At 55.3% G+C, this 21,851-nt stretch carries 12 protein-coding genes, 1 pseudogene and 1 CRISPR repeat array (1 of these 14 only partly in view); of the genes and pseudogenes, 4 read left to right on the top strand and 9 right to left on the bottom strand.

Annotation, left to right across the window (positions count from 1 at the left end; all coding sequences use genetic code 11):
- Window positions 1-43: 43 nt before the first annotated feature.
- Window positions 44-1,840 carry an NAD(P)/FAD-dependent oxidoreductase gene (locus NH396_RS04585; protein WP_253062057.1) on the bottom strand — a complete coding sequence of 599 codons (1,797 nt, stop codon included), beginning with the start codon at window positions 1,838-1,840 and terminating at the stop codon, window positions 44-46.
- 427 nt (window positions 1,841-2,267) lie between these two features.
- On the opposite strand from NH396_RS04585, the gene NH396_RS04590 reads away from it, so the two are divergent.
- The 4 genes from NH396_RS04590 to NH396_RS04605 all read left to right on the top strand — a co-directional run bounded on the left by NH396_RS04590 (window position 2,268) and on the right by NH396_RS04605 (window position 7,768).
- Window positions 2,268-4,319, top strand: coding sequence for a sigma-54-dependent Fis family transcriptional regulator (locus NH396_RS04590; protein ID WP_253062059.1), 2,052 nt, complete (start codon window positions 2,268-2,270; stop codon window positions 4,317-4,319).
- A 524-nt stretch (window positions 4,320-4,843) separates the two neighbouring features.
- Window positions 4,844-5,833 (top strand): DUF1852 domain-containing protein, encoded by a 990-nt coding sequence (locus NH396_RS04595; RefSeq protein WP_253062061.1) that lies wholly within the window; start codon window positions 4,844-4,846, stop codon window positions 5,831-5,833.
- 95 nt (window positions 5,834-5,928) lie between these two features.
- On the top strand, window positions 5,929-6,963 hold the full coding sequence (locus NH396_RS04600; RefSeq protein WP_054555785.1) for a methionine synthase: 1,035 nt from the start codon (window positions 5,929-5,931) through the stop codon (window positions 6,961-6,963).
- A 289-nt stretch (window positions 6,964-7,252) separates the two neighbouring features.
- Window positions 7,253-7,768, top strand: a complete 516-nt coding sequence (locus NH396_RS04605) for a flavin reductase family protein (protein ID WP_253062063.1) — start codon at window positions 7,253-7,255, stop codon at window positions 7,766-7,768.
- Window positions 7,769-7,972: 204 nt separating this feature from the next.
- Here NH396_RS04605 and NH396_RS04610 read toward each other — a convergent pair whose 3' ends face one another.
- From NH396_RS04610 to NH396_RS04645, 8 genes and pseudogenes are all read right to left on the bottom strand, one after another.
- Window positions 7,973-9,715 carry an ATP-binding protein gene (locus tag NH396_RS04610; protein ID WP_253062065.1) on the bottom strand — a complete coding sequence of 581 codons (1,743 nt, stop codon included), beginning with the start codon at window positions 9,713-9,715 and terminating at the stop codon, window positions 7,973-7,975.
- Between the two features lies 1 nt (window position 9,716).
- On the bottom strand, window positions 9,717-10,859 hold the full coding sequence (locus tag NH396_RS04615) for an SIR2 family protein (RefSeq protein WP_253062067.1): 1,143 nt from the start codon (window positions 10,857-10,859) through the stop codon (window positions 9,717-9,719).
- A gap of 245 nt (window positions 10,860-11,104) precedes the next feature.
- Window positions 11,105-11,967 (bottom strand): annotated as a pseudogene (locus NH396_RS04620) (IS5 family transposase).
- A gap of 179 nt (window positions 11,968-12,146) precedes the next feature.
- The gene (locus NH396_RS04625; RefSeq protein ID WP_253062069.1) at window positions 12,147-12,365 is read right to left on the bottom strand and encodes a hypothetical protein; all 219 of its coding nucleotides are present in this window, start codon (window positions 12,363-12,365) and stop codon (window positions 12,147-12,149) included.
- A 26-nt stretch (window positions 12,366-12,391) separates the two neighbouring features.
- Window positions 12,392-12,766 carry a hypothetical protein gene (locus tag NH396_RS04630; protein WP_253062071.1) on the bottom strand — a complete coding sequence of 125 codons (375 nt, stop codon included), beginning with the start codon at window positions 12,764-12,766 and terminating at the stop codon, window positions 12,392-12,394.
- Between the two features lie 81 nt (window positions 12,767-12,847).
- Window positions 12,848-13,972, bottom strand: a complete 1,125-nt coding sequence (locus tag NH396_RS04635; RefSeq protein ID WP_253062073.1) for a DUF3800 domain-containing protein — start codon at window positions 13,970-13,972, stop codon at window positions 12,848-12,850.
- A 705-nt stretch (window positions 13,973-14,677) separates the two neighbouring features.
- The gene (locus NH396_RS04640; RefSeq protein ID WP_253062075.1) at window positions 14,678-15,010 is read right to left on the bottom strand and encodes a nucleotide pyrophosphohydrolase; all 333 of its coding nucleotides are present in this window, start codon (window positions 15,008-15,010) and stop codon (window positions 14,678-14,680) included.
- A 110-nt stretch (window positions 15,011-15,120) separates the two neighbouring features.
- A complete protein-coding gene (locus tag NH396_RS04645; RefSeq protein WP_253062077.1) occupies window positions 15,121-17,511 on the bottom strand; it encodes a DNA/RNA helicase domain-containing protein in 2,391 nt (796 codons plus the stop codon).
- A gap of 456 nt (window positions 17,512-17,967) precedes the next feature.
- Window positions 17,968-21,851: direct repeats of the CRISPR family, unit length 29 nt; unit sequence CGGTTGAGCCCCGCGCATGCGGGGATCGG; it runs 1,393 nt beyond the window's last position.

Here is a 21,851-nt window from a genome sequence, read left to right on the forward strand (position 1 = left end):
GCTGCTGCCAGTGGCGCTGGCACACTGCCCAGCGCCACTGGCCTCAGCTCAGGTGGTGGACTTCCTGAAGGCCGTAGACCGGCGTCGGGATACCCTCGAGCCGCGCCTTGAGCTGTAGCGCCAGATACTGGGAATAGTGGCGGGACTGATGCAGGTTGCCGCCATGGAACCACAGCGCCTGCTGCTGGGTCGGCTTCCACATGTTGCGCAGCTCGCCCTCCCAGGGACCGGGGTCCTTGAGCGTATCGGAGCCCATGCCCCAGCATTTGCCGACCTTGTCGGCGACCTCCTGCGAGATGATTTGTGCTGCCCAACCATTCATCGAGCCGTAGCCGGTGGCATAGACGATCAGATCGGCGGGCAATTCCGAGCCATCGGTGAGAGTGACCGAGCGCGGATTGATGCACTCGATACCGACGCCACTGCGTAGCTTGATGTCACCATTGGCGACCAGATCACAGGCGCCCACATCGATGTAGTAGCCGGAGCCGCGGCGCAGGTATTTCAGGAACAGGCCCGAGTCGTCATCGCCGAAATCGAGCAGGAACCCCGCCGCCTCCAACCGGCGGTAGTAGTCGGCGTCGCGCTTGCGGATCGCCTCGAAGATCGGCCGCTGGAAGTCGGGCAGTATCCGGTAGGGAATCGAGGCAAAAATCAGGTCCGCCTTGTGGTGGTCGATGCCGTTTTGCACCGCCTGCTCGGAATAAAGCGGCCCCAGCGCCTCTTCCATCAGCGAGTTGGACTTCACCACATGCGTGGAGGAGCGCTGCAGCATGGTCACGTCCGCATCGTTCTCCCACAGTGCAGCACAGATGTCGTGGGCGGAATTGTTGGCCCCCACCACGACCACCTTCTTGCCACGATAGGCGTCCGGTCCCGGGTGCTGGCTGGAGTGTTGCTGCTCACCTTCGAAGGTCTCGGCCCCCGGGAAGTGCGGCACATTGGGCATGCCCGACATGCCCGTGGCCAGCACCAACTGCTTGGGCCGCAAGGTCACGGGCTTGCCGTCGCGTACCACCTCGACCACCCACTCGCCGCTCGCCTCATCGAAGTGCGCACTCTCGCAGACCGTGGAGTTCCAGTAATTGAGCTCCATGATCCTGGTGTACATCTCCAGCCAGTCCGCGACCTTGTCCTTGGGCGCGAACACCGGCCAGTTTGCCGGGAAGGGGATGTAGGGCATGTGGTCGTACCACACCGGATCATGCAGACACAGAGACTTGTAGCGATTGCGCCAGGCATCGCCCGCTCGCGGATTCTTGTCGATCACGATGGTCGGCACATCCATCTGTCTGAGCCGCGCGGCCAGCCCGATACCGCCCTGACCGCCACCGATGATCACGCAATACGGCTGGCGCTCGTAGCCCAGCTCGGCCTCTTCACGCTGACGCGACTCAAGCCAGGTCTCACGCTGCTTGTTGGCTCCATGCTCGGCACCCTTGGGGCGCTGCATGCCCAGCGACTCGGGAAATTCCTTGAGTTCGCGCATGGCAGTCAACAGCGTCCAGCAGCGCCCTTCTTTCAGGCGCAACAAGCCCTTGCCGTGTGCGTCTGCGGTCTCGAAGGTGAACCAAGCTTCGACGATGCCGCCAGCCTCACTGGCCTCACCATCCAGCTGCCAGTGAGAGGGAGCGACATGCTCGAGGGTCGCCGCGAGCATCGACTGGATCTCGTCCTTGCCCTCCGACGTCTTGAGATTCCAGGTGAAGGCGATCAAGTCGCGCCAGTAGCATTCCTCGCCAAACAACGAGAGAACCCGGGCGATATCGCGCTGAGTCAGGGAGGACTCGAAATCATCGAGCCATTGCTGAGCGATCTGAGTTGGCGTGCGTGCGGTCATGGCGTCTCTCCGCGTGTTGTTGGATGTTGTAGTCACGCCTTCCATCCAAGGCATCAAGCATGCCAGCTTCGTCATGCACGACTGACAAAGCTCGTAAGCACTTGTCGTGAATGACAAAAATTCGCCACTACTAAATCACCACCCTCCTCGCCTCTCTGGGCTCTCCACCTTTCTTGTGACAACTGTACGCCGTACGCCTGACACGGGGCGTTACACCTGTAACGCCCCGACCAAGGATGCAGGACAGGGTGATTGACGCTCCCGCCACACCGCATACGCTTGAAGGAGCACACGCCGCTTTCGCTATGGCCGCTGTTGTGACAATCGCGATTGCCATCGCTACCGGCACAAGCGCCATAGTCACTTTCACAAGCGCCATCGCCACAATCAAAAGAGCCGTCTCGAGACGGCCAGCGCCGAGGCAGCCATGATCCGCCAACTCGACACGATGCCGTCCGACAAACGGCAACATATCCAGACCCTGATGCAACTGGGGGAAGGCCGCGACGCCTTCCCCGAGACGCAGCGCGACGTCATCCGTCGTTCCTGGCAGCGCTGTCTGGAGGAATATCAGCTCGACCCCAGCCGCCCTCGCCCGGTCCGAGTTCTCACCCAGCAGGCGCTGCGCGATCATCAGGAATCGGCGGATGAGCTGCTGCACGTGGCGCGTGCCGGGGTGGAGCGGCTCTATAGTCAGATCGCACAACATGGCTATGCGCTGATCCTCACCGATCAACGCGGCATCGCGGTGGATTTTCGGGGGCAACGTGATCAGTTGAGTGAGCTGCGACGTGCCGGCCTCTACCTCGGCTCGGACTGGAACGAGCGCTACGCCGGCACCTCGGCGGCGGGCACCTGTCTGCACGATGGCGCAGCCGTCACCTGCCATCAGCGTGAGCACTTCGATGCCACCCACATCGACCTGACCTGCACCGCAGCCCCCATCACCGATCCCCAGGGCCGAGTGATCGCCGCCCTCGACATCTCGGCACTGAAGTCGCCCCGCCCGCAGGAGAGCCAGACCTTTGCGCTTTCCCTGGTCACCCTGCATGCCCGCATGATCGAGGACGCCTACTTCCTGCATCGCTATCGGGATTGCCTGATCCTGCGCTTCGACACGGCGCGGGAATTCGTGCATCTGAATGGTCGCGGCCTGTTTGCCATTCAGGAAGACGGCAAGGTGATCGCCGCCAACCACGAAGGCCGACGCCTGATTGATGCGCATCTTGAACGCTGGCCACCATGGACGGTCTCCACCCTGCCCGCTGTCACGCAACTGTTCGATGGGGAGCTCAATGAGCTGTTGAGCATCCCGCATGCCAACCGAGATCAGATTCGCGCCTTCCGTCTACGGGCGGACGACGCCACCGTCTTCGTGACGCTGATCGAGCCACGCGGCTATCCGGTGCGGGCCCTCCCCACCGTCAGCCAGCAGGATGACCCGGTGCCCGAACTGGACCAGCTCGCGGGAGACGATCCATCCATGCATCGGCTGCTCAAGCTGGCGCGCCGCATGCGCCATGAGAACGTGAGCATCCTGATTCGTGGCGAGACGGGAACCGGCAAGGAAGTGTTGGCGCGAGCGCTGCATGACAGCGGGCCACGCGCCAAGGCGCCCTTCGTGGCGGTGAACTGCGCCGCCATTCCGGAATCGCTGATTGAAAGTGAACTCTTCGGCTATCTGCCGGGCGCGTTCACGGGAGGAAGGCCCAAGGGCATGCGCGGCCTGATCCAACAGGCCGACGGCGGCACGCTGTTTCTGGATGAGATCGGCGACATGCCGTTGCAGCTCCAGTCACGCCTGCTGCGCGTGCTCGCCGAACGGGAGGTGTCGCCACTGGGAGCCGAGACGCCCATCAAGGTGGATATTCGCGTCATCACCGCCACGCATCGTGATGTCACGGAGCTGATCGCCAGCGGGCAATTCCGCGAAGACCTCTACTACCGACTCAACGGCGCCGAGCTCCTGCTGCCCGCACTGCGTGAGCGCGCCGACCGCCACTACCTCATTCGCCAGCTGCATGCGGAGCTGCAAGCCGAACGCGACCAGTCACTCCACCTGCGCGCCGATGCCATCAGTGCGCTGTTGAGTCATCACTGGCCGGGCAACATACGCCAACTGCGCAATGCGATTGCCTTCGCGATGGCCACTGCGGAAGGCGATGAAATCACCCTGCATGATCTGCCGGAGGTCTGCCAGACCCACACCGGCAGCGCCCGCGGGGCTGCCGGTCCGCTTGCCACTGCCTCCTCCTTTGCATCCGGCGCTTCCTCGAACCCGGCCTCTCCAGCGTTCGCATCTGCAGGAGCTGATGCGGAGACTGATGCGGACGCCAGCGAACTTCTCGAGCTGTTACGCCACACGGATTGGAACGTCAGCCAGGTCGCCCGCCAACTCGGCGTCTCACGCCCCACCATCTACCGACGCATGCGCCGCCACGGTCTGGTGGCGCCCAATCATCAGCCGCTCGCCTCATGAACCAGCTGCATCTTCATGGCCGAGTGTGAAGAGCATGAAGAGTGCATGAGGATGTCGTGCTCTGAAGTTGTAGGGGGTTGCCACGCAAGCCGGCCCGAGCAGATGTTCGGGCCAGCCCGTATGCTGTCCTCTCTTTCCTCCTTGATCCTCTACTCGCTTCAGCTTCCCTACGGCTCACATTGCGCCCTTGTTGAGCACGCCACTCCCCGCTCGATTCACCGGCTTTCACCGCGCCCGAAATAACGCCCGCCCTTAACATGAATTTCAATCAACTTTAACATTAAAAAATCCAGTTTGTCTCATGAAGCTGAGAAATGGATACTCACCTGCATCAGATCGTTGATGAAGACTTCCCATGACGCTGCACTTCACAGCCAGCACACGGAACGTGATGGCGAGCAGCGTGCCTCTCCCGGCATGGATGCGTTCTCACAGAGAGCAACCCGCTCACGAGACGCCTGAAAGATCACGGGAAGATGTCGACGACACAGTGAATTTTCTCTCTCAGGATCAGGGTGAACGCCATGAGCAACGAATTCGGTTTCAGCATCAACAGTCTGCGCTTCGACGAGAACTACGTTCCGGCGGAAAACACCCGCCTGACTACCAACTTCGCCAACCTGGCGCGTGGTGAGAGCCGTCAGCAGAACCTGCGCAGCACGCTGAACATGATCAACAACCGATTCAATGCGCTGGCCAACTGGGACAACCCCAAGGGCGATCGTTACTCTGTCGAGCTGGACATCATCTCCGTCGAGCTGAACCTCGACGCAGCGCGTTCCGACAATGCCCTGCCGATCATCGAGATCCTGCAGACCACCATCGTCGACCACCAGACGAATCAGCGCATTGACGGCGTGACCGGCAACAATTTCTCGTCCTACGTACGCGATTATGATTTCAGCGTGCGCCTGCTGGAGCACAACAAGGGCAAGGATTCCTTCAGCGTGCCGGAGCAGTTCGGCGTGCTGCACGGCAACCTGTTCCAGGCCTTCGTGGGTTCTGCTGCCTACAAGGAATGCTTCAAGAAGCCGCCGATCATCTGCATCAGCGTCTCAACCACCAAGACCTACCAGCAGACTGAGAACGTGCACCCGATCCTCGGGGTGGAATATCGCCAGGACGACGATTCCCTGACCGATGCCTACTTCAGCAAGATGGGCCTGAAGGTGCGTTACTTCATGCCGCCGGGCAGCGTTGCGCCGCTGGCCTTCTATCACACCGGCGACCTGCTCAACGATTACAGCAATCTGGAGCTGATCAGCACCATCAGCACCATGGACACCTTCCAGAAGATCTATCGTCCCGAGGTCTACAACGCCAATTCCGTGGCCGGCAAATCCTATCAGGCGAGCCTGAAGCAGCAGGACCATTCACTGACGCGCATCGTGTACGACCGCGAAGAGCGCAGCCAGCTCGCCATCGAGCAGGGCAAGTTCGTGGAAGAGAGCTTCATCAAGCCCTACCAGAGCCTGCTCGAGCAGTGGTCCGCCAACTGGTCCGCCAACCGATAAATTCATCATTGGTCAGCTCACTGATCCGCAAACAGCGCGCTGACCGACGAACGACTTCCGCTATCTGAACCATTCCAAGGACAAGGTTATTCATCATGACGAGATTACTCCCGACCTCCACCGCTGGCAGCCTGCCGAAACCTTCCTGGCTCGCCGAACCGGAGGTTCTCTGGTCCCCCTGGAAACTCGAAGGTGAGGCACTGATCGCGGGCAAGCAGGATGCGCTGCGCGTCTCCCTGCAGGAACAGCAGCACGCCGGGATCGACATCGTCAGCGATGGCGAGCAATCGCGTCAGCACTTCGTCACCACCTTCATCGAGCACCTGAATGGTGTGGATTTCGAGAAGCGCGAAACCGTCAAGATCCGTGATCGCTACGAGGCCAGCGTGCCGTCCGTGGTCGGTCCGGTCTCCCGCCAGAAGCCGGTGTTCGTCGAAGATGCCAAGTTCCTGCGCTCGCAGACCGATCAGCCGATCAAATGGGCACTGCCGGGACCGATGACCATGGTCGACACCCTCTTCGATGGCCACTACAAGAGCCGTGAGAAGCTGGCGTGGGAATTCGCCAAGATTCTCAACGAGGAAGCCAAGGAACTCGAAGCGGCAGGCGTCGACATCATCCAGTTCGATGAACCGGCCTTCAACGTGTTCTTCGATGAAGTGAATGAATGGGGCATCGCTACGTTGGAGCGTGCGATCGAAGGCCTCAAGTGCGAGACCGCCATCCACATCTGTTACGGCTACGGTATCAAGGCCAACACCGACTGGAAGAACACCCTGGGCTCCGAATGGCGTCAGTACGAAGAAGCCTTCCCGAAGCTCCAGCAATCCAACATCGATATCGTGTCGCTGGAGTGTCACAACTCCCACGTGCCGATGGAGCTGATCGAGCTGATCCGTGGCAAGAAGGTCATGGTCGGCGCCATCGATGTCGCTAACAACACCATCGAGACGCCGGAAGAAGTCGCCGAGACCCTGCGCAAGGCGCTGCAGTTCGTAGATGCCGACAAGCTCTACCCCTGTACCAACTGCGGCATGGCTCCGCTCTCCCGAGAAGTCGCCCGCGGCAAACTGCAGGCACTCAGCGCTGGCGCCGCCATCGTGCGCAAAGAACTCGAAGCACAGCGCTGATCGCTTGGCGAGACACTGAACTGGCCAAGACACAGCGCGGGCCAAGACACAGCACTGACAGATAGCGCCAAGCTAGTTCCGAACCGAGTTAGCTCGACGATAGTGCTCGAGAGTGAAAGCAGCAGTGGCTGACACCGCCGCAAACAAAAATGGCCATCGTGAAGGATTCACGACGGCCATTTTTTCATCAATCTCACTCTTGTCACTCAAGCACCCAGTCCCGCGCCATCGCTGCAGCCCCTCCCCCACGGCTGATCGTTACCACCTCCCCACTCTTGTAGGACCTGCCATGTCACTCCCCGACACCAAAGCTGACACCACCATCGACCCCACCAGTTTCCGTGAAGCCCTCGGTCACTTCGCCTCCGGCATCACCATCATCACTACCCAAGTCGACGACGAGCCCATCGGCTTCACCTGCCAGTCGTTCTACAGCGTCTCGATGAACCCGCCGCTGGTCTCCTTCAGCGTCAAGGCAAGCTCCTTCAGCTACCCGAAGATTCGCCAGGCAGAGCGCTTCGCCGTCAACATTCTCTCCAGCGAGCAGAGCCATGTCTCCAACCAGTTCGCCATGCGCGGCGCGGACAAATGGCAAGGCATCGACTGGAAGCTCTCCCCCCTCGGCAACCCGGTCATCAATGACAGCCTGCATTGGCTCGACTGCAAAATTCACGCTGAGCACCCCGCAGGTGATCACCTGATCGTGATAGGGGAAGTGAAAGGACTGAATCTGGATGTTGCAGGGATGGCGCGGCCGCTGCTGTATTTCAAGGGGAAGTACGGGGGCTTGGCTGGGGATAAATGACATTTCATGAGATCACCGTATAATATAGCACTAAGTTTATTATACTATGTGATAGTTACTGGCAATGATATTAATAACATATTCATAAAAGCTCTGAATTTAATAAATTCAGACGCAAGATTTAAGTCTTTAAGTGCAACTTAGTTTAATCAAAAGCCGAACTTAGAATCGATGGTTCGGCTGTCCGTCTATATACTCAAAAAATTATTTTCTCTGATAACGCCACTTCGTAACGACTTCTATAATTTTTTCAATCGACATCGCTTGTTGCTGCCAACCTTTATCGAAATCAACATCATTTGATCGCGGTAGTTGTTCACTAGGCAAGCTACGAATCATCACCCTAGTAGGTAAAGTTGCTGCTTGTCCAACAAAAATTGCCTCTTGACGCCTTAAACCAGAAAGCATTTTCGTTAAGCCAGACATAGAATCCGGTAATACACTGCGCACGTGTTCACGGTCAGCATCATTAGTTATTCGAAGCACGATCCATGAATTACACTGCGACAAAACAGTTGCTTCAACTTCACTCGGCCTCTGCGAAACCAATAACAGTCCTACGCCATATTTACGGCCTTCTTTCGCAATTCGACGAATAGCAGATTGGGCCGCTTCATACTGTGCTTCACCACGATTGGGAACGTATCTGTGAGCTTCTTCACATACCAAAAGTACAGGACTAGATTGACGTTCGGCTTCGGTTTGCCAAACTTTAAGCTGAAATACAACTCTAGCAATTGCAGCACTGGCTACCCCTGCTACTTCATTAGGTACGCCAGACAAGTCAACAATCTGAATAGTAGTTTGCTGCGTTAAAAACTGATTGACAATCGTTGGCAATGGATCTTCTAATCCATCCCAACTTTCCATCATGAATTTTAGCCGACCGTCTTTTAGTAATGAATCAATCTTACGGATCACTTTATTATAATCTTCGTGATCTTTTTGAGATTTATTTGGTGGTCGCTGTTGGTTTATTGCTCCAATTAATCCTTCTAAATATAGATTCTCACCTATTTTTCCGAAATTATCCAACTCATTACTACAACCAATAACGTAAGGGATTGGTGAATCAACCGTTAATTGTCTCTTATCAAGCCCAAGCTGTTCAGCCGCTGCCTCACGAACAGATATTAGAGCATTCTTAACAATATTGGATTGGGAGGTCGCTGCAAACTCGGTCTTGCCGATAAACAAACTTAGTGACTCTTCTAAGTCAAGTAACCAATATGGTAATTTTAGCGAACCCTCATCGGTAGATAATCGTTGATGTGCGGGGAACGCTTTGCCATACTCATTATGTGGATCAAGGATAATAATTTGTGGGTGCCAGTGTTCATGACTGGCTATTCGACCACGTTCGAGAATACTGTGAATAACCGCTGCCACCGTACCTGATTTACCAGCACCGGTGGAGCCAAGGATAGCGGTATGCTTACCTAGTAATTCGTTCAACTCAGCGTAACAAGGTGCACCGCCAGAGCCAACATGCTCACCAAGTTTAATAACGGTACCTTTAGCGTCACCGTAAATAAACCTAAGCTCTGATTTAGGGGTCAGATAAATAGTTTGCTGCGGTAGGGGGTAAGTAGCAACACCACGTTCAAACTCAAGGGCAAACTCATTTACATCTTTTCTTCGCCACTCACCCTCTCCAAACAAGTCAGCTTCAATAATACGTTCATCCAAAGATGCGACAGGCAACCCCCTTTCTAGCTGGTAGTCAGCTTTCATACGCAATCGACTGACTAAACCGTAAATAGAGCGGCGTCCAAAATGAACTTTGATAATTGAACCAAATTGTCCAATTGGGTAGTTTTCACCGGCAAATACTCGGGACAAGTCGGAAATAGTAGGATCGAGCTCTGCGATAATACGTGCCCCATCCACCTCAATAATTTTCCCGATAGAGAGATTTTCAATAGGCTTTATGTATTTATTATCCATATCAAATCCCCCCTTCAAGGATATTAGTTAAGTTTTCAAACTTCCACCATTCAATACTATTTATAGAGTTCACCTTATGCTCGGCGTGGAAAAATCCTTTATCTGCAAAAATTAGCACTTGTTCATTAATCGAGCTATCTTCATACCAAGCCTGAAGCACACCATTGGGCTCTGCTTCACTGGTAAATGCAATCACGGTTAGATTACCATTTGAAGCTTTCAAACCGCGTTCAATTTCTAGATTGATGTGTGCATCACCAAAACTATACCCAGTGATCAACAAAACACGTTGACTACCACCTTGTGGATTTAAAACTACTCTAGCTCGATGCATTAAGTTTGCATAGGGGTCGAGCTGTGTTTCACGATACTTAGTCGAAGCAGGCCATATCATTATCTTTGTAGCTTGATCTTGACTTCGCTTCAAATGTGGAGCTATGCGCAACGGTGTTGATAAAGAAGAATGTTCAGCCCAATTGATTGATCCATGTAGTTTAAAGACTCGAGCATCTAAATTGTTCTGTTCAAATGTCGAAGGGTTCCACCATCCTGATACACCGCCTTCTAAACCATCGGCATATCTTAATTGTGATAGTGCGAGCGAGTCTTCAATTAACGTGTCATAATTCATCACAAGGTAATCAATGTTACTCGACAGGTTATTTTTGCCTGGTCGCATTGGTCGATGCAATGCCTGAACAAAACGCTCATGTATTGCAGAATCCACTTCAATATTGATTACATCAAAAATTGCCAATTTTATCTCATTTACCGCTTGCAATAGCTGGCTATCACTATACTCAATACCACTAATAGCCACTTTGCTCGCAGTCACATTGCGGTTTTTTCGACGAGCCGAGATAGCAAGCCAATCGACGAGTTCACTTAAGTAATCTTCAATATGTGAATCTGGACTTGCGCCAGAAAAAGAACTTTGTATAGCAGTCAATATCTGCCTTGAGTCCTCGGAGAGCCTGTCACTTTTTAAAACTCTTTCTGTTAGCTGATTTGTTAACGGAAGATTAGCACAAAAACTTGCCCCAGCACCTAATAGAACCACTTTTGAATGTGAGAGCAACTCTTCGAGTTTGTTTAGTGCTGCTCTGAACTCTTTTTGTTCGAAAACGGTAGTATCGAATGCCATACTCCCTCCTTTAGTTTTATACAAAAAGTATGACCGCAGGTTCTATGTGTAACATCTGAATTTCTTTGTAATGTTTTACGCTTATAGTATACGCAAAATTAAATATTACCGACCGTGACACTATTCAAAGTTTTCTCTCCTAAGGCTTGAGCCTTCTAACTAATATCTAGTGACTGAGACGTTCCGCCTCTATCATTAACTGTAGGGTGCCGGATGATCGGATTTCACAACGAAGCTACCCTTTGTTAGGTTCTGTACGAAAAGTCGGCTCGTAGGCAGCGCCGTATGCAATCTACGCATACCATCGCATAAAAGCTACGGGCCAACTTGTCATATCGCGTCGCAATACGACGGAACTCTTTCAACTAACTGAAAGAGCGCTCCACGATATTCCGCTGACGGTACATGGGTTTATCGAAACCGCGTGGGAGACCTTGCCGGGGTTTCCGCTTCATCTTTCGTTGAGCGATGATCGGCTTGATTCGTACACGGTCGCAGTAACGGCGCAATTCGCCACTGTCATAGCCCTTGTCTGCCACGATGTAGCGGCAACGTTTTCGTGGCCGACCAAGACTCCCCGGTAGATGAACCTTTTTCAGGGTGGGCATGAAGTACCGTGTACCCGACTCTTGCCCCGCCGACAGCGAGAAGGCGATGGACCAGCCAAGGCGATCACAGATCAAATGGATTTTGGTCGTGATGCCGCCACGACTCCGGCCCAACGCATGGTCTAAGGGTTCTTCAGATCCCCCCTTTCCCCCCTTTTTGCCTCCACCAGCGGAGGCGCGTGTTACACGAACGGCGGTTGAGTCGATCATCCAGGTATCGAGATCCATCAGGCCATCTTCACGAAGCCGAAGTTGAAGCCGCGACAAGACCGCCTCAAAGGTACCGTCATCACGCCATTGTCGGAACCTGGCGTAGACAGTACTCCAAGGGCCATAACGTTCGGGAAGGTCGCACCACTTGGTGCCAGAGCAGAGGGCCCCAAGGTGCCGTTCAGCATCTGTCTGTCGTCTTTTCTGGGCCTGCCCATCGATTGAGCCGGTGAGACAATATCTTCGATCAACTGCCATTGGCTATTCGAGATTTCGTAGCGTCCTGCCATACCACACCTATGCTGGGAGTGCATGGGTAACATTAGCGAAAATGACTTTTAGCACAAAACCTAGCACGAAATGTCCTGATTAACTTTTGCCTAACGCTTACAACTTGCGCGCCCCATAGAATGGAGCAGAAGGTGGAATACAGTGAGCTTTGCTGTGGCTGCGTTAACAGCCTCGGGAGTCAAAGTCCTTGTTCTTTCTCCAGCTCTGCAACTTCACTTAGGGTAACTTTTGGATTTTTCTTGGCTTCAGCCAAAAATAGACTTGCATGACGGAGGATAAGATGTGAGAAAAACCCCTTAGTAAGATTTTTATTCGATAGCCCGATATCCTTTCTCATTGCACGAAAAAGCTCATCCATCAGAAAAACGGTTTGAGCGTCTGGCTCCTTGTATAACATGTACTCTTTCCACTTGATAAAGGCCTTCAAAACATCGGGGCCGCCCCAAACAACAAGTTTCCGTTGCCATTCCTGAAGAAAAGAGACCAGATTTTCTGAATCCGCTTTTCCTTTTTTATAAAAAAGAAAAAAAACTGTTTTAAGAAATCATCATACATCTCAATTTTTTGAGAGCGAAGATGAGATTCCGCTTCTTTTACCCGCTCCAAATATCGACCTAGCACTAAAGTTACCGTCGCGACGATAATCGTGGATGAGGCCGTTAGCATACCAACGGCCAGATCTGAATTTAAAGTCGCAAACCAACTCCATAACGATGTGATCAGCCAGTAAAGTCCAGCAAAAACCGCTATTAAAATAGCAAAACCCAGCGCCATTTTTTTATTTTGTGCTTTTTCCATATCAAATCTCAGATGCTAATGCTTGAATAACCAACACAGCTTTCTGCGTGCAGCGCTGCGGGCGTGAATTCCACTGACTCTTCAAGCGTTATTCATAGCTTTAAGCCTATGAATTTCACTTATTCTCTTCATTTCTCTCCCCCTTTTTATTTGGTCGCTTGTAGGCTCCGGAAGCTCTTCGAACCACTTGCCCCACCGACTTGAAATAGCATGTATGGATATTTCATCGGTATAACCTCTATGACGCTGACTCTTTATCAGAGTAAATAGCTCTGGAGCCAACTCCTTTTTTTCCATAAATCGTTTGAAAACCCACAGATAGATGTCAACGAGTTCCAAACCAGTGCTATCAGTACCAGCTGTGCATGAGATAGGAATTTCAGGCATTCCTCTAAAATCGATTTCAGGTAGACCGATACCATTTGCTATAGGAGCATTTCTATTAGAAGCATAGAAATCAGACAGTTTTCTCTGACTTCTATTAAATTGAGACTGTTTATCAACAATAATTTTAGATGCAGTTTTTCCACTCTTGATTAAACGTGAAGAAATACCATGCATCACAGCCTGAAAACCTATTAAATTTGGAGTTATTTGCAAAAGATCATTTTTACTTTCCACATTGTAGCAAATCTTGTTAGGATTATCTGCAGCCCAGCTTAGGGCATCTCCTATGACTTGACGAGAACGTTCGTCAGGTAAGGCCACACTTCTTTTCTTCAATTCTAAGCAGATACTAGATAAAGATTCATTTGCTCGCTCCGTTTTCAAACTTATACGGGCGCTCCACGCCTCTCTTAACAGGTCCTCATCAAAAAGTGCTGCCAACCTTATAAGAAGAACATAGCGCAGTGGTGTCCAATATGAAGTCCAAGGTACTGCCGGATTCATACCTTGATCAAAAACCTGATCAAAGAAGCTTATAAGAGCATGATCAGCTTTAGCCACTCTATAAATATCAAATCGTAGATCGTATCGTTTCCTTATAGCATCTACGTCTTTGACTATCCCGGCGAGCCTACCATTTCCAAGTTCGGCCGCATGTAGTCTCTCTACACCAAGTTTTTTTCTAATCGTCTTAACTTTGCTTTCGGCAATTTCATCTAAATTTATTTTGCTAGAGAGTACTCCATAGTAGAGTATTGGCTGACTTTTATCAAATAAGTTAGCGCCCGTATGTCCGCTTTCATCAACATAAAAAAACAATCTAAACCCTCCATTAATATCAATAAATTAATGCCGCGCGCTACGAATAAATTGGAGCGCAGAGAAATAATTTCCCCGAAAGAAACGCATTATTAGCTGCCATCTTTACAATCATAGGTATCAACGAAAACTCGTAGCTCGTAGATACATTCCATGCCTAGCTTTATATAATATCGAGTGAGAGTCAGGACTGATCTTTCTTAGGCCAATGATTGGATCTATATCATACTTTTTCTTGATCTGAGTTATAGTCGAGTCTGGTGTACAGCTGTAAGGTCATATTCCTGTCAGATTTTTCGGTTACCTGCTCTTCATCCTGGAGCTTGTAGTTAGTGATCACTAGATCCAATTTCTAGAAGTGTTTGATGCGCATCCATCGCTTTTAGGCGTTCTGGCGCAGCTTGAAGATCATCGCCAAAGACGTCGCTCGGAAGTCGCTGTTTCGGCTTCACTTGATATGTAGACAGCCTGTGGTGAAGGTCGACTAGATCGGATTACTGGGCAAGATCGGTATCTCCCCAAGAGAATAGATCTATCGCTGATCAATCAAGCTGAATATGGGGTCTCGAAGTGCTTCGACTTCAAATCTCCTACCGTGATGATTGAACTGATCGCATATTACTATGCATCTCTATCCTCAACGCAATAGGAGTGTTGTACCCAAAGTCTGCACCCCCCAGTATTTAATTAACATAGTTCGCGAATTTATAAACTTCCTTTAACTTGCTCGATGGGATACTTTTCTGCATTCTTCTCCATCTTCGCCCGACATGCCGCTTCAATATCCACGTTTAGCTTGCCTGCCAGCCGGACTAGGTAGAGCTGAACGTCAGCAATTTCATCGCGCACGGCGGCCAGTTGCTGCTCATCCAGCTCTCTGGACTGCGCCTCGGTCAGCCACTGGAAACATTCCTGCAGCTCTGCTGCCTCTACCGTCAGTGCCATGGCCAAGTTCTTGGGCGAGTGGAACTGGTCCCAGTCACGTTCGGCGGAGAACTCTTCCATCGCATCGTGAAGCTGCTTGAACGGGTCTGTCATATCAAACTCACCTGATAGTTTGGTATTGAATAACGAGTAGCATGACAATTCTGTCACTCGCTATCCAGCAAGTATCTTCATAGACAGCCAACCAACCGCCTCCTGCTCGCTTACAGCACGGAGAGGAATTCGCCGATAACCTTCATGTCCTCAAGCTCGTCCTCGAGCACGATGTCCTTGTAACCGAAGGCGTTGGTCTGGGGCTTCAGCACGATGCGCTGGTTCACGAACTCGCCATACTCCTCGACCTTCTCGCTCTGATACAGCTTGATCGTGAAGCTGCCGCCGTGGTCGGGGTCTTCAATGGCGCGATGCTGCACCACGACGACCTTGCCTTGCCGTGTGCCCCCAGGATTGGCACGAAACAAACACCAAGCGCCATTGGGGATGCGCCGATTCATCGACTCCCCCACTACCCGACTGACGAACAGGTCAGGGCTTACACGGATATGCTCAGGTAGCTCGACCCAATGATGGGTGTCAGCGATTTGCATCTCGCTAAACTCGCCAGCGGCGATACTCAGGTCGTACACGGGCACATGGCGCTCGAACGGCGCTGCCTGGTCACGCGTCACGATGGGAAGGTGCAAGCCATCCAGCGTCTCTGTCTCTTCAGCCAGGTCGGTATGCTCAGTAGCTGACTGTAAACGTGCGAAGGCCGCAAAGTACTCGCGGGTCTCTCGGTCCGTAGCATAGACGTAACAGCCCTTCTGGCCTCGCGTCATCAGAGTTCGATAGGTGTTCTTGACGATCTGATCCGCCACGGCACGAGCGTGCTCTGGTTGCTCCTTGAGCATCTTCTTGTACCCATGCACCGAGCGGTCTTGCCCTGCTCGTTTGGCTGCGTCTGTCACCACGCGGCCATCACGGATCACGAAGTCGTCTCCGATGATGACACCGACGTAATCAAACTCGAGACCTTGGCAGGTATGGATGCAACCGACCTGCTCTGCTGATCCATCGGCGATCGCCCACAGCATGCCATCATCATCGAGGTTCCACTGGGCAGCGAAGCCATGCTCGGGGAAGACGATGTCCATGGCATGCTTGTCCTTCTTGCTCGCCCAGGGCCAGCAGTACCCCGCTACCATTCGTGCCTTGTTGGCTTTGCGGTTCTTCTCGAGAATCGCCTTGCGCAATTCGCTCGGATCATTGAATACCTTGAACTCGTAATCGATACCGTCGAGGTCGGTGTTGGCCGTCGTCCGTATCTGCAGGGAATGATCCAACCAGGCGAGATAGCCGTCGGAACCGTTGCAACGAAACTGTGAGGAAAGTTCGAGCTCATGTACCTCGGCGCCGCATTCATCTGCCCGACGCTTGACCTCCTCTACCGTCCCGACATCCTTCAGCGTGACCCGCTGCGCTTCATCGATAAAGAAGATGGAAAATCGCGATGCCGAGATGATTTCCTTGATCTGGCTCTCACCCAGGTTCTGATACATGCCCGACTTCTCATTCAGGCGGTGCGCCTCGTCAACGATCAGCGCATGAAAGGTATCGGGTTCCGCGCTGACGTAGCTGCCTGAGCCCTTGAACAGGTTATCGATGTGGGTCTTCTTGCGCGTGCCGGTCAGACGCTTCTTGAAGACTTCACGAGGGGCAGAGTTGCGAGACACGTACTGCGTCATCATCTCCCGGTTCGTCAGCTCGACGAGCAGGTTGATCGCGACGACTGACTTGCCCGTCCCCGGCCCGCCCTTGACGATCAGGCACTGCTTCTCGCCACTGCTTGCCTTGTGTGCGAGATCCACGGCGGTTTCATAGACAAGCTTCTGCTCATCGATCATCAAGAATTCAGCATTGCCCTGCATCATCGAGCTGAGCGCGTCCGCCAGATTCTTGCTCGGCTTGATCACACCGTGCTCGATGCGATACATGATGTCGCTACTGTCGCCGTACTTGATGTGCTGACTCAGAAACCTGGAGAGCTTCAAGGCATCCGGTGAGATGAAGACAGGAGCGCGGCTAGTATGGTTCGCATAGAAGGGGTCATTGATGGCATTGCCTTGCTTCATGTTGTGCAGATAGGCACAAGGCACCAGCCGGATCGACTCGGAGCGGACGGTCTCGTTGTAGTCCTCGATCAGCGCACCATAGGACCAGGCTTGATAGGAGGGATGGTTGGTCTCCCGCACACCGCCCCCTAACTGAGTGCGAACGATGGCATCTTTGGTCGTCACCTCAGCGGTCTGCCACTGCTTCAATTCAATGATGACAGCAGAGTCCTCACGCTGGTCATTCTTGCCGGTCAGAATGAAGTCCACTCGGCGATTGGTCAGCGGAATGTTGTATTCGATGGCCACCCCTGCCGAAGCGGGTATCCCCTCGTCGAGGAGAACGCTCATCATGAAGCGCAAGGAGTTCTCCCAGGAGGCCACCTCATTACGCGGCGAATTGCGGCTTAGTTTGCGTGACACCTCATTCTCAATGGCATCAGCGATGACATTGGCCCGAACGTCATCAATGAACTGCTGCTTGGTAGCGTTGTAAACCAGCATGCCCGTTGGGGCTCCTCTCGGTGGTGTGCATCGTTTCCCATGCCATCACACGGCTACCGCACGGCGCTTACCGCTGGGGCGAGCTCCGTCTCATGGCCTTCCACCATGGCGTCCTGCCCTGGCGAGAAATTCATATTTGAATATAGGAAATTTCAAGAAACCTAATAATAGCCGAGTCGAGGCAATCGCGAGAAGGAATCGTTAGTTCAGTGCGACACCATGCGTCGCATTAACGAGACACTCAGCTCGATGTTCAGCGTGTCACGCCGCATCAACGTATGACGCGCCAGGTCCGCCGTAAAGACATTCTCATGGCCTACCAGAGGGTGAACACTCGTAACAAGAGCGCTTAAAGGCCCGTAGGCAAAGGAATTCACTACTGGAGGTAGAGCTTCCACCGGGCAGTAAGTCACCGCGATACCCATCTGATCATTGTGGTGTCCAGATGCCCACCATCGGTTAAACCCCGCGCCTGCGGGGAACGGCGTGCCCAGCGCCTTGCACTGGCGTATCAGCTGCGGTTGAGCCCCGCGCCTGCGGGGATCGGATCAGAATCATTTCCCTGTCCCCTTACTATCCCGGTTGAGCCCCGCGCCTGCGGGGATCGGTGATCGTGTCGAAGTCGATGCGATTCATGTCACGGTTGAGCCCCGCGCCTGCGGGGATCGGTGTCCAGTCATCGGCGTTGAATATGCAGCCGTCGGTTGAGCCCCGCGCCTGCGGGGATCGGGCAGGCCTTCGTCGAGGAGACCACGGACTACGCCGGTTGAGCCCCGCGCCTGCGGGGATCGGAGCTGTTTGATAAGCCCCCGCTCCGTATCGCCCGGTTGAGCCCCGCGCCTGCGGGGATCGGCGTCCTCTGTTGCTGTCACTGGAGCAATGTCGCGGTTGAGCCCCGCGCCTGCGGGGATCGGGCCTTACGCGCGATATGCTCGCCCTGCACGATCGGTTGAGCCCCGCGCATGCGGGGATCGGGCCCGCATCCACGGAACCAGCAGAGACGTTGCCCGGTTGAGCCCCGCGCATGCGGGGATCGGCGCATCCACCTGTTCGGTGACCGGGACGTCGACGGTTGAGCCCCGCTCATGCGGGGATCGGCCCCATGATCTCGAGCCCGAGCAGCGACCAGGCGGTTGAGCCCCGCGCATGCGGGGATCGGGTCCTACCCGGAGCAGTTCATGTCACCCGAGCCGGTTGAGCCCCGCGCATGCGGGGATCGGGGGTTTGCGAATGAGGTGCCGGTCAGCCCCGGCGGTTGAGCCCCGCGCATGCGGGGATCGGGTCGATGTCGCGCTGACCCGTGAGATCAATGTCGGTTGAGCCCCGCGCATGCGGGGATCGGACGTTCCCAGTCATCCCCTTCGAACATAAGCTCGGTTGAGCCCCGCGCATGCGGGGATCGGAGCGCGAAGTCTGTGTCGCCTGATAGGTAGAACGGTTGAGCCCCGCGCATGCGGGGATCGGGCTACTTGGTGTGTCCGCTTCAGTGAAATCAACGGTTGAGCCCCGCGCATGCGGGGATCGGCAGAGGAGAGGCTGGCATCTAAAGCTATCGAGCGGTTGAGCCCCGCGCATGCGGGGATCGGTCGAAGTCTTCCGTTAGCTCAATCTTGCTCCCCGGTTGAGCCCCGCGCATGCGGGGATCGGGCGTGGAATGAGGCGCGGATGGATGCCATAGGCGGTTGAGCCCCGCGCATGCGGGGATCGGGTCGGATTATTTCTCTGTTGATCTCGATCAGAAGGTTGAGCCCCGCGCATGCGGGGATCGGTAGCGGCCGGGATCGCGATGATGTCGATGATGCGGTTGAGCCCCGCGCATGCGGGGATCGGCGTGATGATGCGAACCATCGTCAGTAGATCGTCGGTTGAGCCCCGCGCATGCGGGGATCGGTATAGCCCTCGTCATTGGACTCGCGCTCCAGGCGGTTGAGCCCCGCGCATGCGGGGATCGGGCCGTTCTGGCCAATGGCGTCCATGCGCTGTTCGGTTGAGCCCCGCGCATGCGGGGATCGGTGCTGGAAAACGAACAGGCCGGCGCGGTCCAGCGGTTGAGCCCCGCGCATGCGGGGATCGGCCGTTCACCACCTGGTCGCAGATAGTGACCGACGGTTGAGCCCCGCGCATGCGGGGATCGGTCGTGGTAAACGTGCAGGGGCTGTTCATGAGACGGTTGAGCCCCGCGCATGCGGGGATCGGCATTTCGGCGGCGATGCGTGCCTCTTCGCTCACGGTTGAGCCCCGCGCATGCGGGGATCGGTGCGTGCGGTCACTGGTTTTCGGTGCCGGAACCGGTTGAGCCCCGCGCATGCGGGGATCGGCGGGCCGAGCTGCCCGAGCATGTGGATACCGACGGTTGAGCCCCGCGCATGCGGGGATCGGCCGAGCTGATGACCCTTTTCATAGACCCTGACCGGTTGAGCCCCGCGCATGCGGGGATCGGCCGAACGACGAGGCCGAGCCGCTATCAACGACCGGTTGAGCCCCGCGCATGCGGGGATCGGAGTAATCATGGCATGGTTGCCATACTGGTCAGCGGTTGAGCCCCGCGCATGCGGGGATCGGGGCGTTCAGCAGCTCAGTAACCAGAATGGCAACGGTTGAGCCCCGCGCATGCGGGGATCGGCGTGACCCGACGTAGAACTCGGGGTTGTTCTCCGGTTGAGCCCCGCGCATGCGGGGATCGGGAATCCTTGAAGCCCTTTACACTACCAGTATTCGGTTGAGCCCCGCGCATGCGGGGATCGGCCGCAATCCAGATCCGCCGCTAGCGCCTCCATCGGTTGAGCCCCGCGCATGCGGGGATCGGCCCTTCACGCGAGTGAAGCTCATCAGTGGGCGCGGTTGAGCCCCGCGCATGCGGGGATCGGACATTCTCCTTGGCCTCTGCCCTGAGCCGGGCCGGTTGAGCCCCGCGCATGCGGGGATCGGTATCAATTTCCTTCGTTAACGCTGCATTCATGCGGTTGAGCCCCGCGCATGCGGGGATCGGCGACGAAGCTCATCATCCTGCATATCAGTCGTCGGTTGAGCCCCGCGCATGCGGGGATCGGTGGAGAACGTGCTTATCCATGGTGTTGGCCAGCGGTTGAGCCCCGCGCATGCGGGGATCGGCTTCGCAGCACTGTCAATCGCCCATCGCCACTCGGTTGAGCCCCGCGCATGCGGGGATCGGGCCGTGCTTGCTGATTAATGCGTCTCGGGCTGCGGTTGAGCCCCGCGCATGCGGGGATCGGCTCGAGGGCGCGCGCGCTCCAGGGCGCTAGCCCGGTTGAGCCCCGCGCATGCGGGGATCGGCCTGGTCAGGCGCTGGCAAGAATGGCGCGGGCCGGTTGAGCCCCGCGCATGCGGGGATCGGCTCTGACCAGCATCTGCTACGTTAATACCATACGGTTGAGCCCCGCGCATGCGGGGATCGGGGCCAGACTCGTACTCGCCATCCAGCTCGAAATGGTTGAGCCCCGCGCATGCGGGGATCGGCTCTATGCTGTCGCGTAGTGTCTCTGCGGTATCGGTTGAGCCCCGCGCATGCGGGGATCGGTGGTCGCCGGCATAGTAAGCAGACCTACCCGGCGGTTGAGCCCCGCGCATGCGGGGATCGGGACCGGCCATCTGTCTCCCACTCACCGCCCGCCGGTTGAGCCCCGCGCATGCGGGATCGGCCAAGAGCGCCAATCTGCACAACATCAGAGCCCGGTTGAGCCCCGCGCATGCGGGGATCGGATGCGGTCAGCACTCATGTCGCCTACCCATGACGGTTGAGCCCCGCGCATGCGGGGATCGGGTCTATTCTGAGATGCCACGCGGTATCTCTGTCGGTTGAGCCCCGCGCATGCGGGGATCGGGGTGAAGTAGCCCCCGTAACCCCCGAACACCGCGGTTGAGCCCCGCGCATGCGGGGATCGGGCCGTGCTTGCTGATTAATGCGTCTCGGGCTGCGGTTGAGCCCCGCGCATGCGGGGATCGGCTCGAGGGCGCGCGCGCTCCAGGGCGCTAGCCCGGTTGAGCCCCGCGCATGCGGGGATCGGCCTGGTCAGGCGCTGGCAAGAATGGCGCGGGCCGGTTGAGCCCCGCGCATGCGGGGATCGGCTCTGACCAGCATCTGCTACGTTAATACCATACGGTTGAGCCCCGCGCATGCGGGGATCGGGGCGCGGTGACGTATCGAGCGCTCATGTCGTGCGGTTGAGCCCCGCGCATGCGGGGATCGGTCCGTGGTGCTGTATCAGGTAGTTCCTGACAGCGGTTGAGCCCCGCGCATGCGGGGATCGGTGGAGCGAGATCGATCGCGTCATGATCTTTGCCGGTTGAGCCCCGCGCATGCGGGGATCGGCTCATCACGG

The organism is Cobetia sp. Dlab-2-AX, from assembly GCF_024124625.1.
GTDB lineage: Bacteria > Pseudomonadota > Gammaproteobacteria > Pseudomonadales > Halomonadaceae > Cobetia.

Bases quoted from the DNA above. Each gene is read 5' to 3' on its own strand.
- NH396_RS04630 (WP_253062071.1), bottom strand. From the start codon at position 12,766: ATGGAAAAAGCACAAAATAAAAAAATGGCGCTGGGTTTTGCTATTTTA.
- NH396_RS04610 (WP_253062065.1), bottom strand. From the start codon at position 9,715: ATGGATAATAAATACATAAAGCCTATTGAAAATCTCTCTATCGGGAAA.
- NH396_RS04625 (WP_253062069.1), bottom strand. From the start codon at position 12,365: ATGTTATACAAGGAGCCAGACGCTCAAACCGTTTTTCTGATGGATGAG.
- NH396_RS04645 (WP_253062077.1), bottom strand. From the start codon at position 17,511: ATGCTGGTTTACAACGCTACCAAGCAGCAGTTCATTGATGACGTTCGG.
- NH396_RS04615 (WP_253062067.1), bottom strand. From the start codon at position 10,859: ATGGCATTCGATACTACCGTTTTCGAACAAAAAGAGTTCAGAGCAGCA.
- NH396_RS04605 (WP_253062063.1), top strand. From the start codon at position 7,253: ATGTCACTCCCCGACACCAAAGCTGACACCACCATCGACCCCACCAGT.
- NH396_RS04640 (WP_253062075.1), bottom strand. From the start codon at position 15,010: ATGACAGACCCGTTCAAGCAGCTTCACGATGCGATGGAAGAGTTCTCC.
- NH396_RS04600 (WP_054555785.1), top strand. From the start codon at position 5,929: ATGACGAGATTACTCCCGACCTCCACCGCTGGCAGCCTGCCGAAACCT.
- NH396_RS04595 (WP_253062061.1), top strand. From the start codon at position 4,844: ATGAGCAACGAATTCGGTTTCAGCATCAACAGTCTGCGCTTCGACGAG.
- NH396_RS04590 (WP_253062059.1), top strand. From the start codon at position 2,268: ATGATCCGCCAACTCGACACGATGCCGTCCGACAAACGGCAACATATC.
- NH396_RS04585 (WP_253062057.1), bottom strand. From the start codon at position 1,840: ATGACCGCACGCACGCCAACTCAGATCGCTCAGCAATGGCTCGATGAT.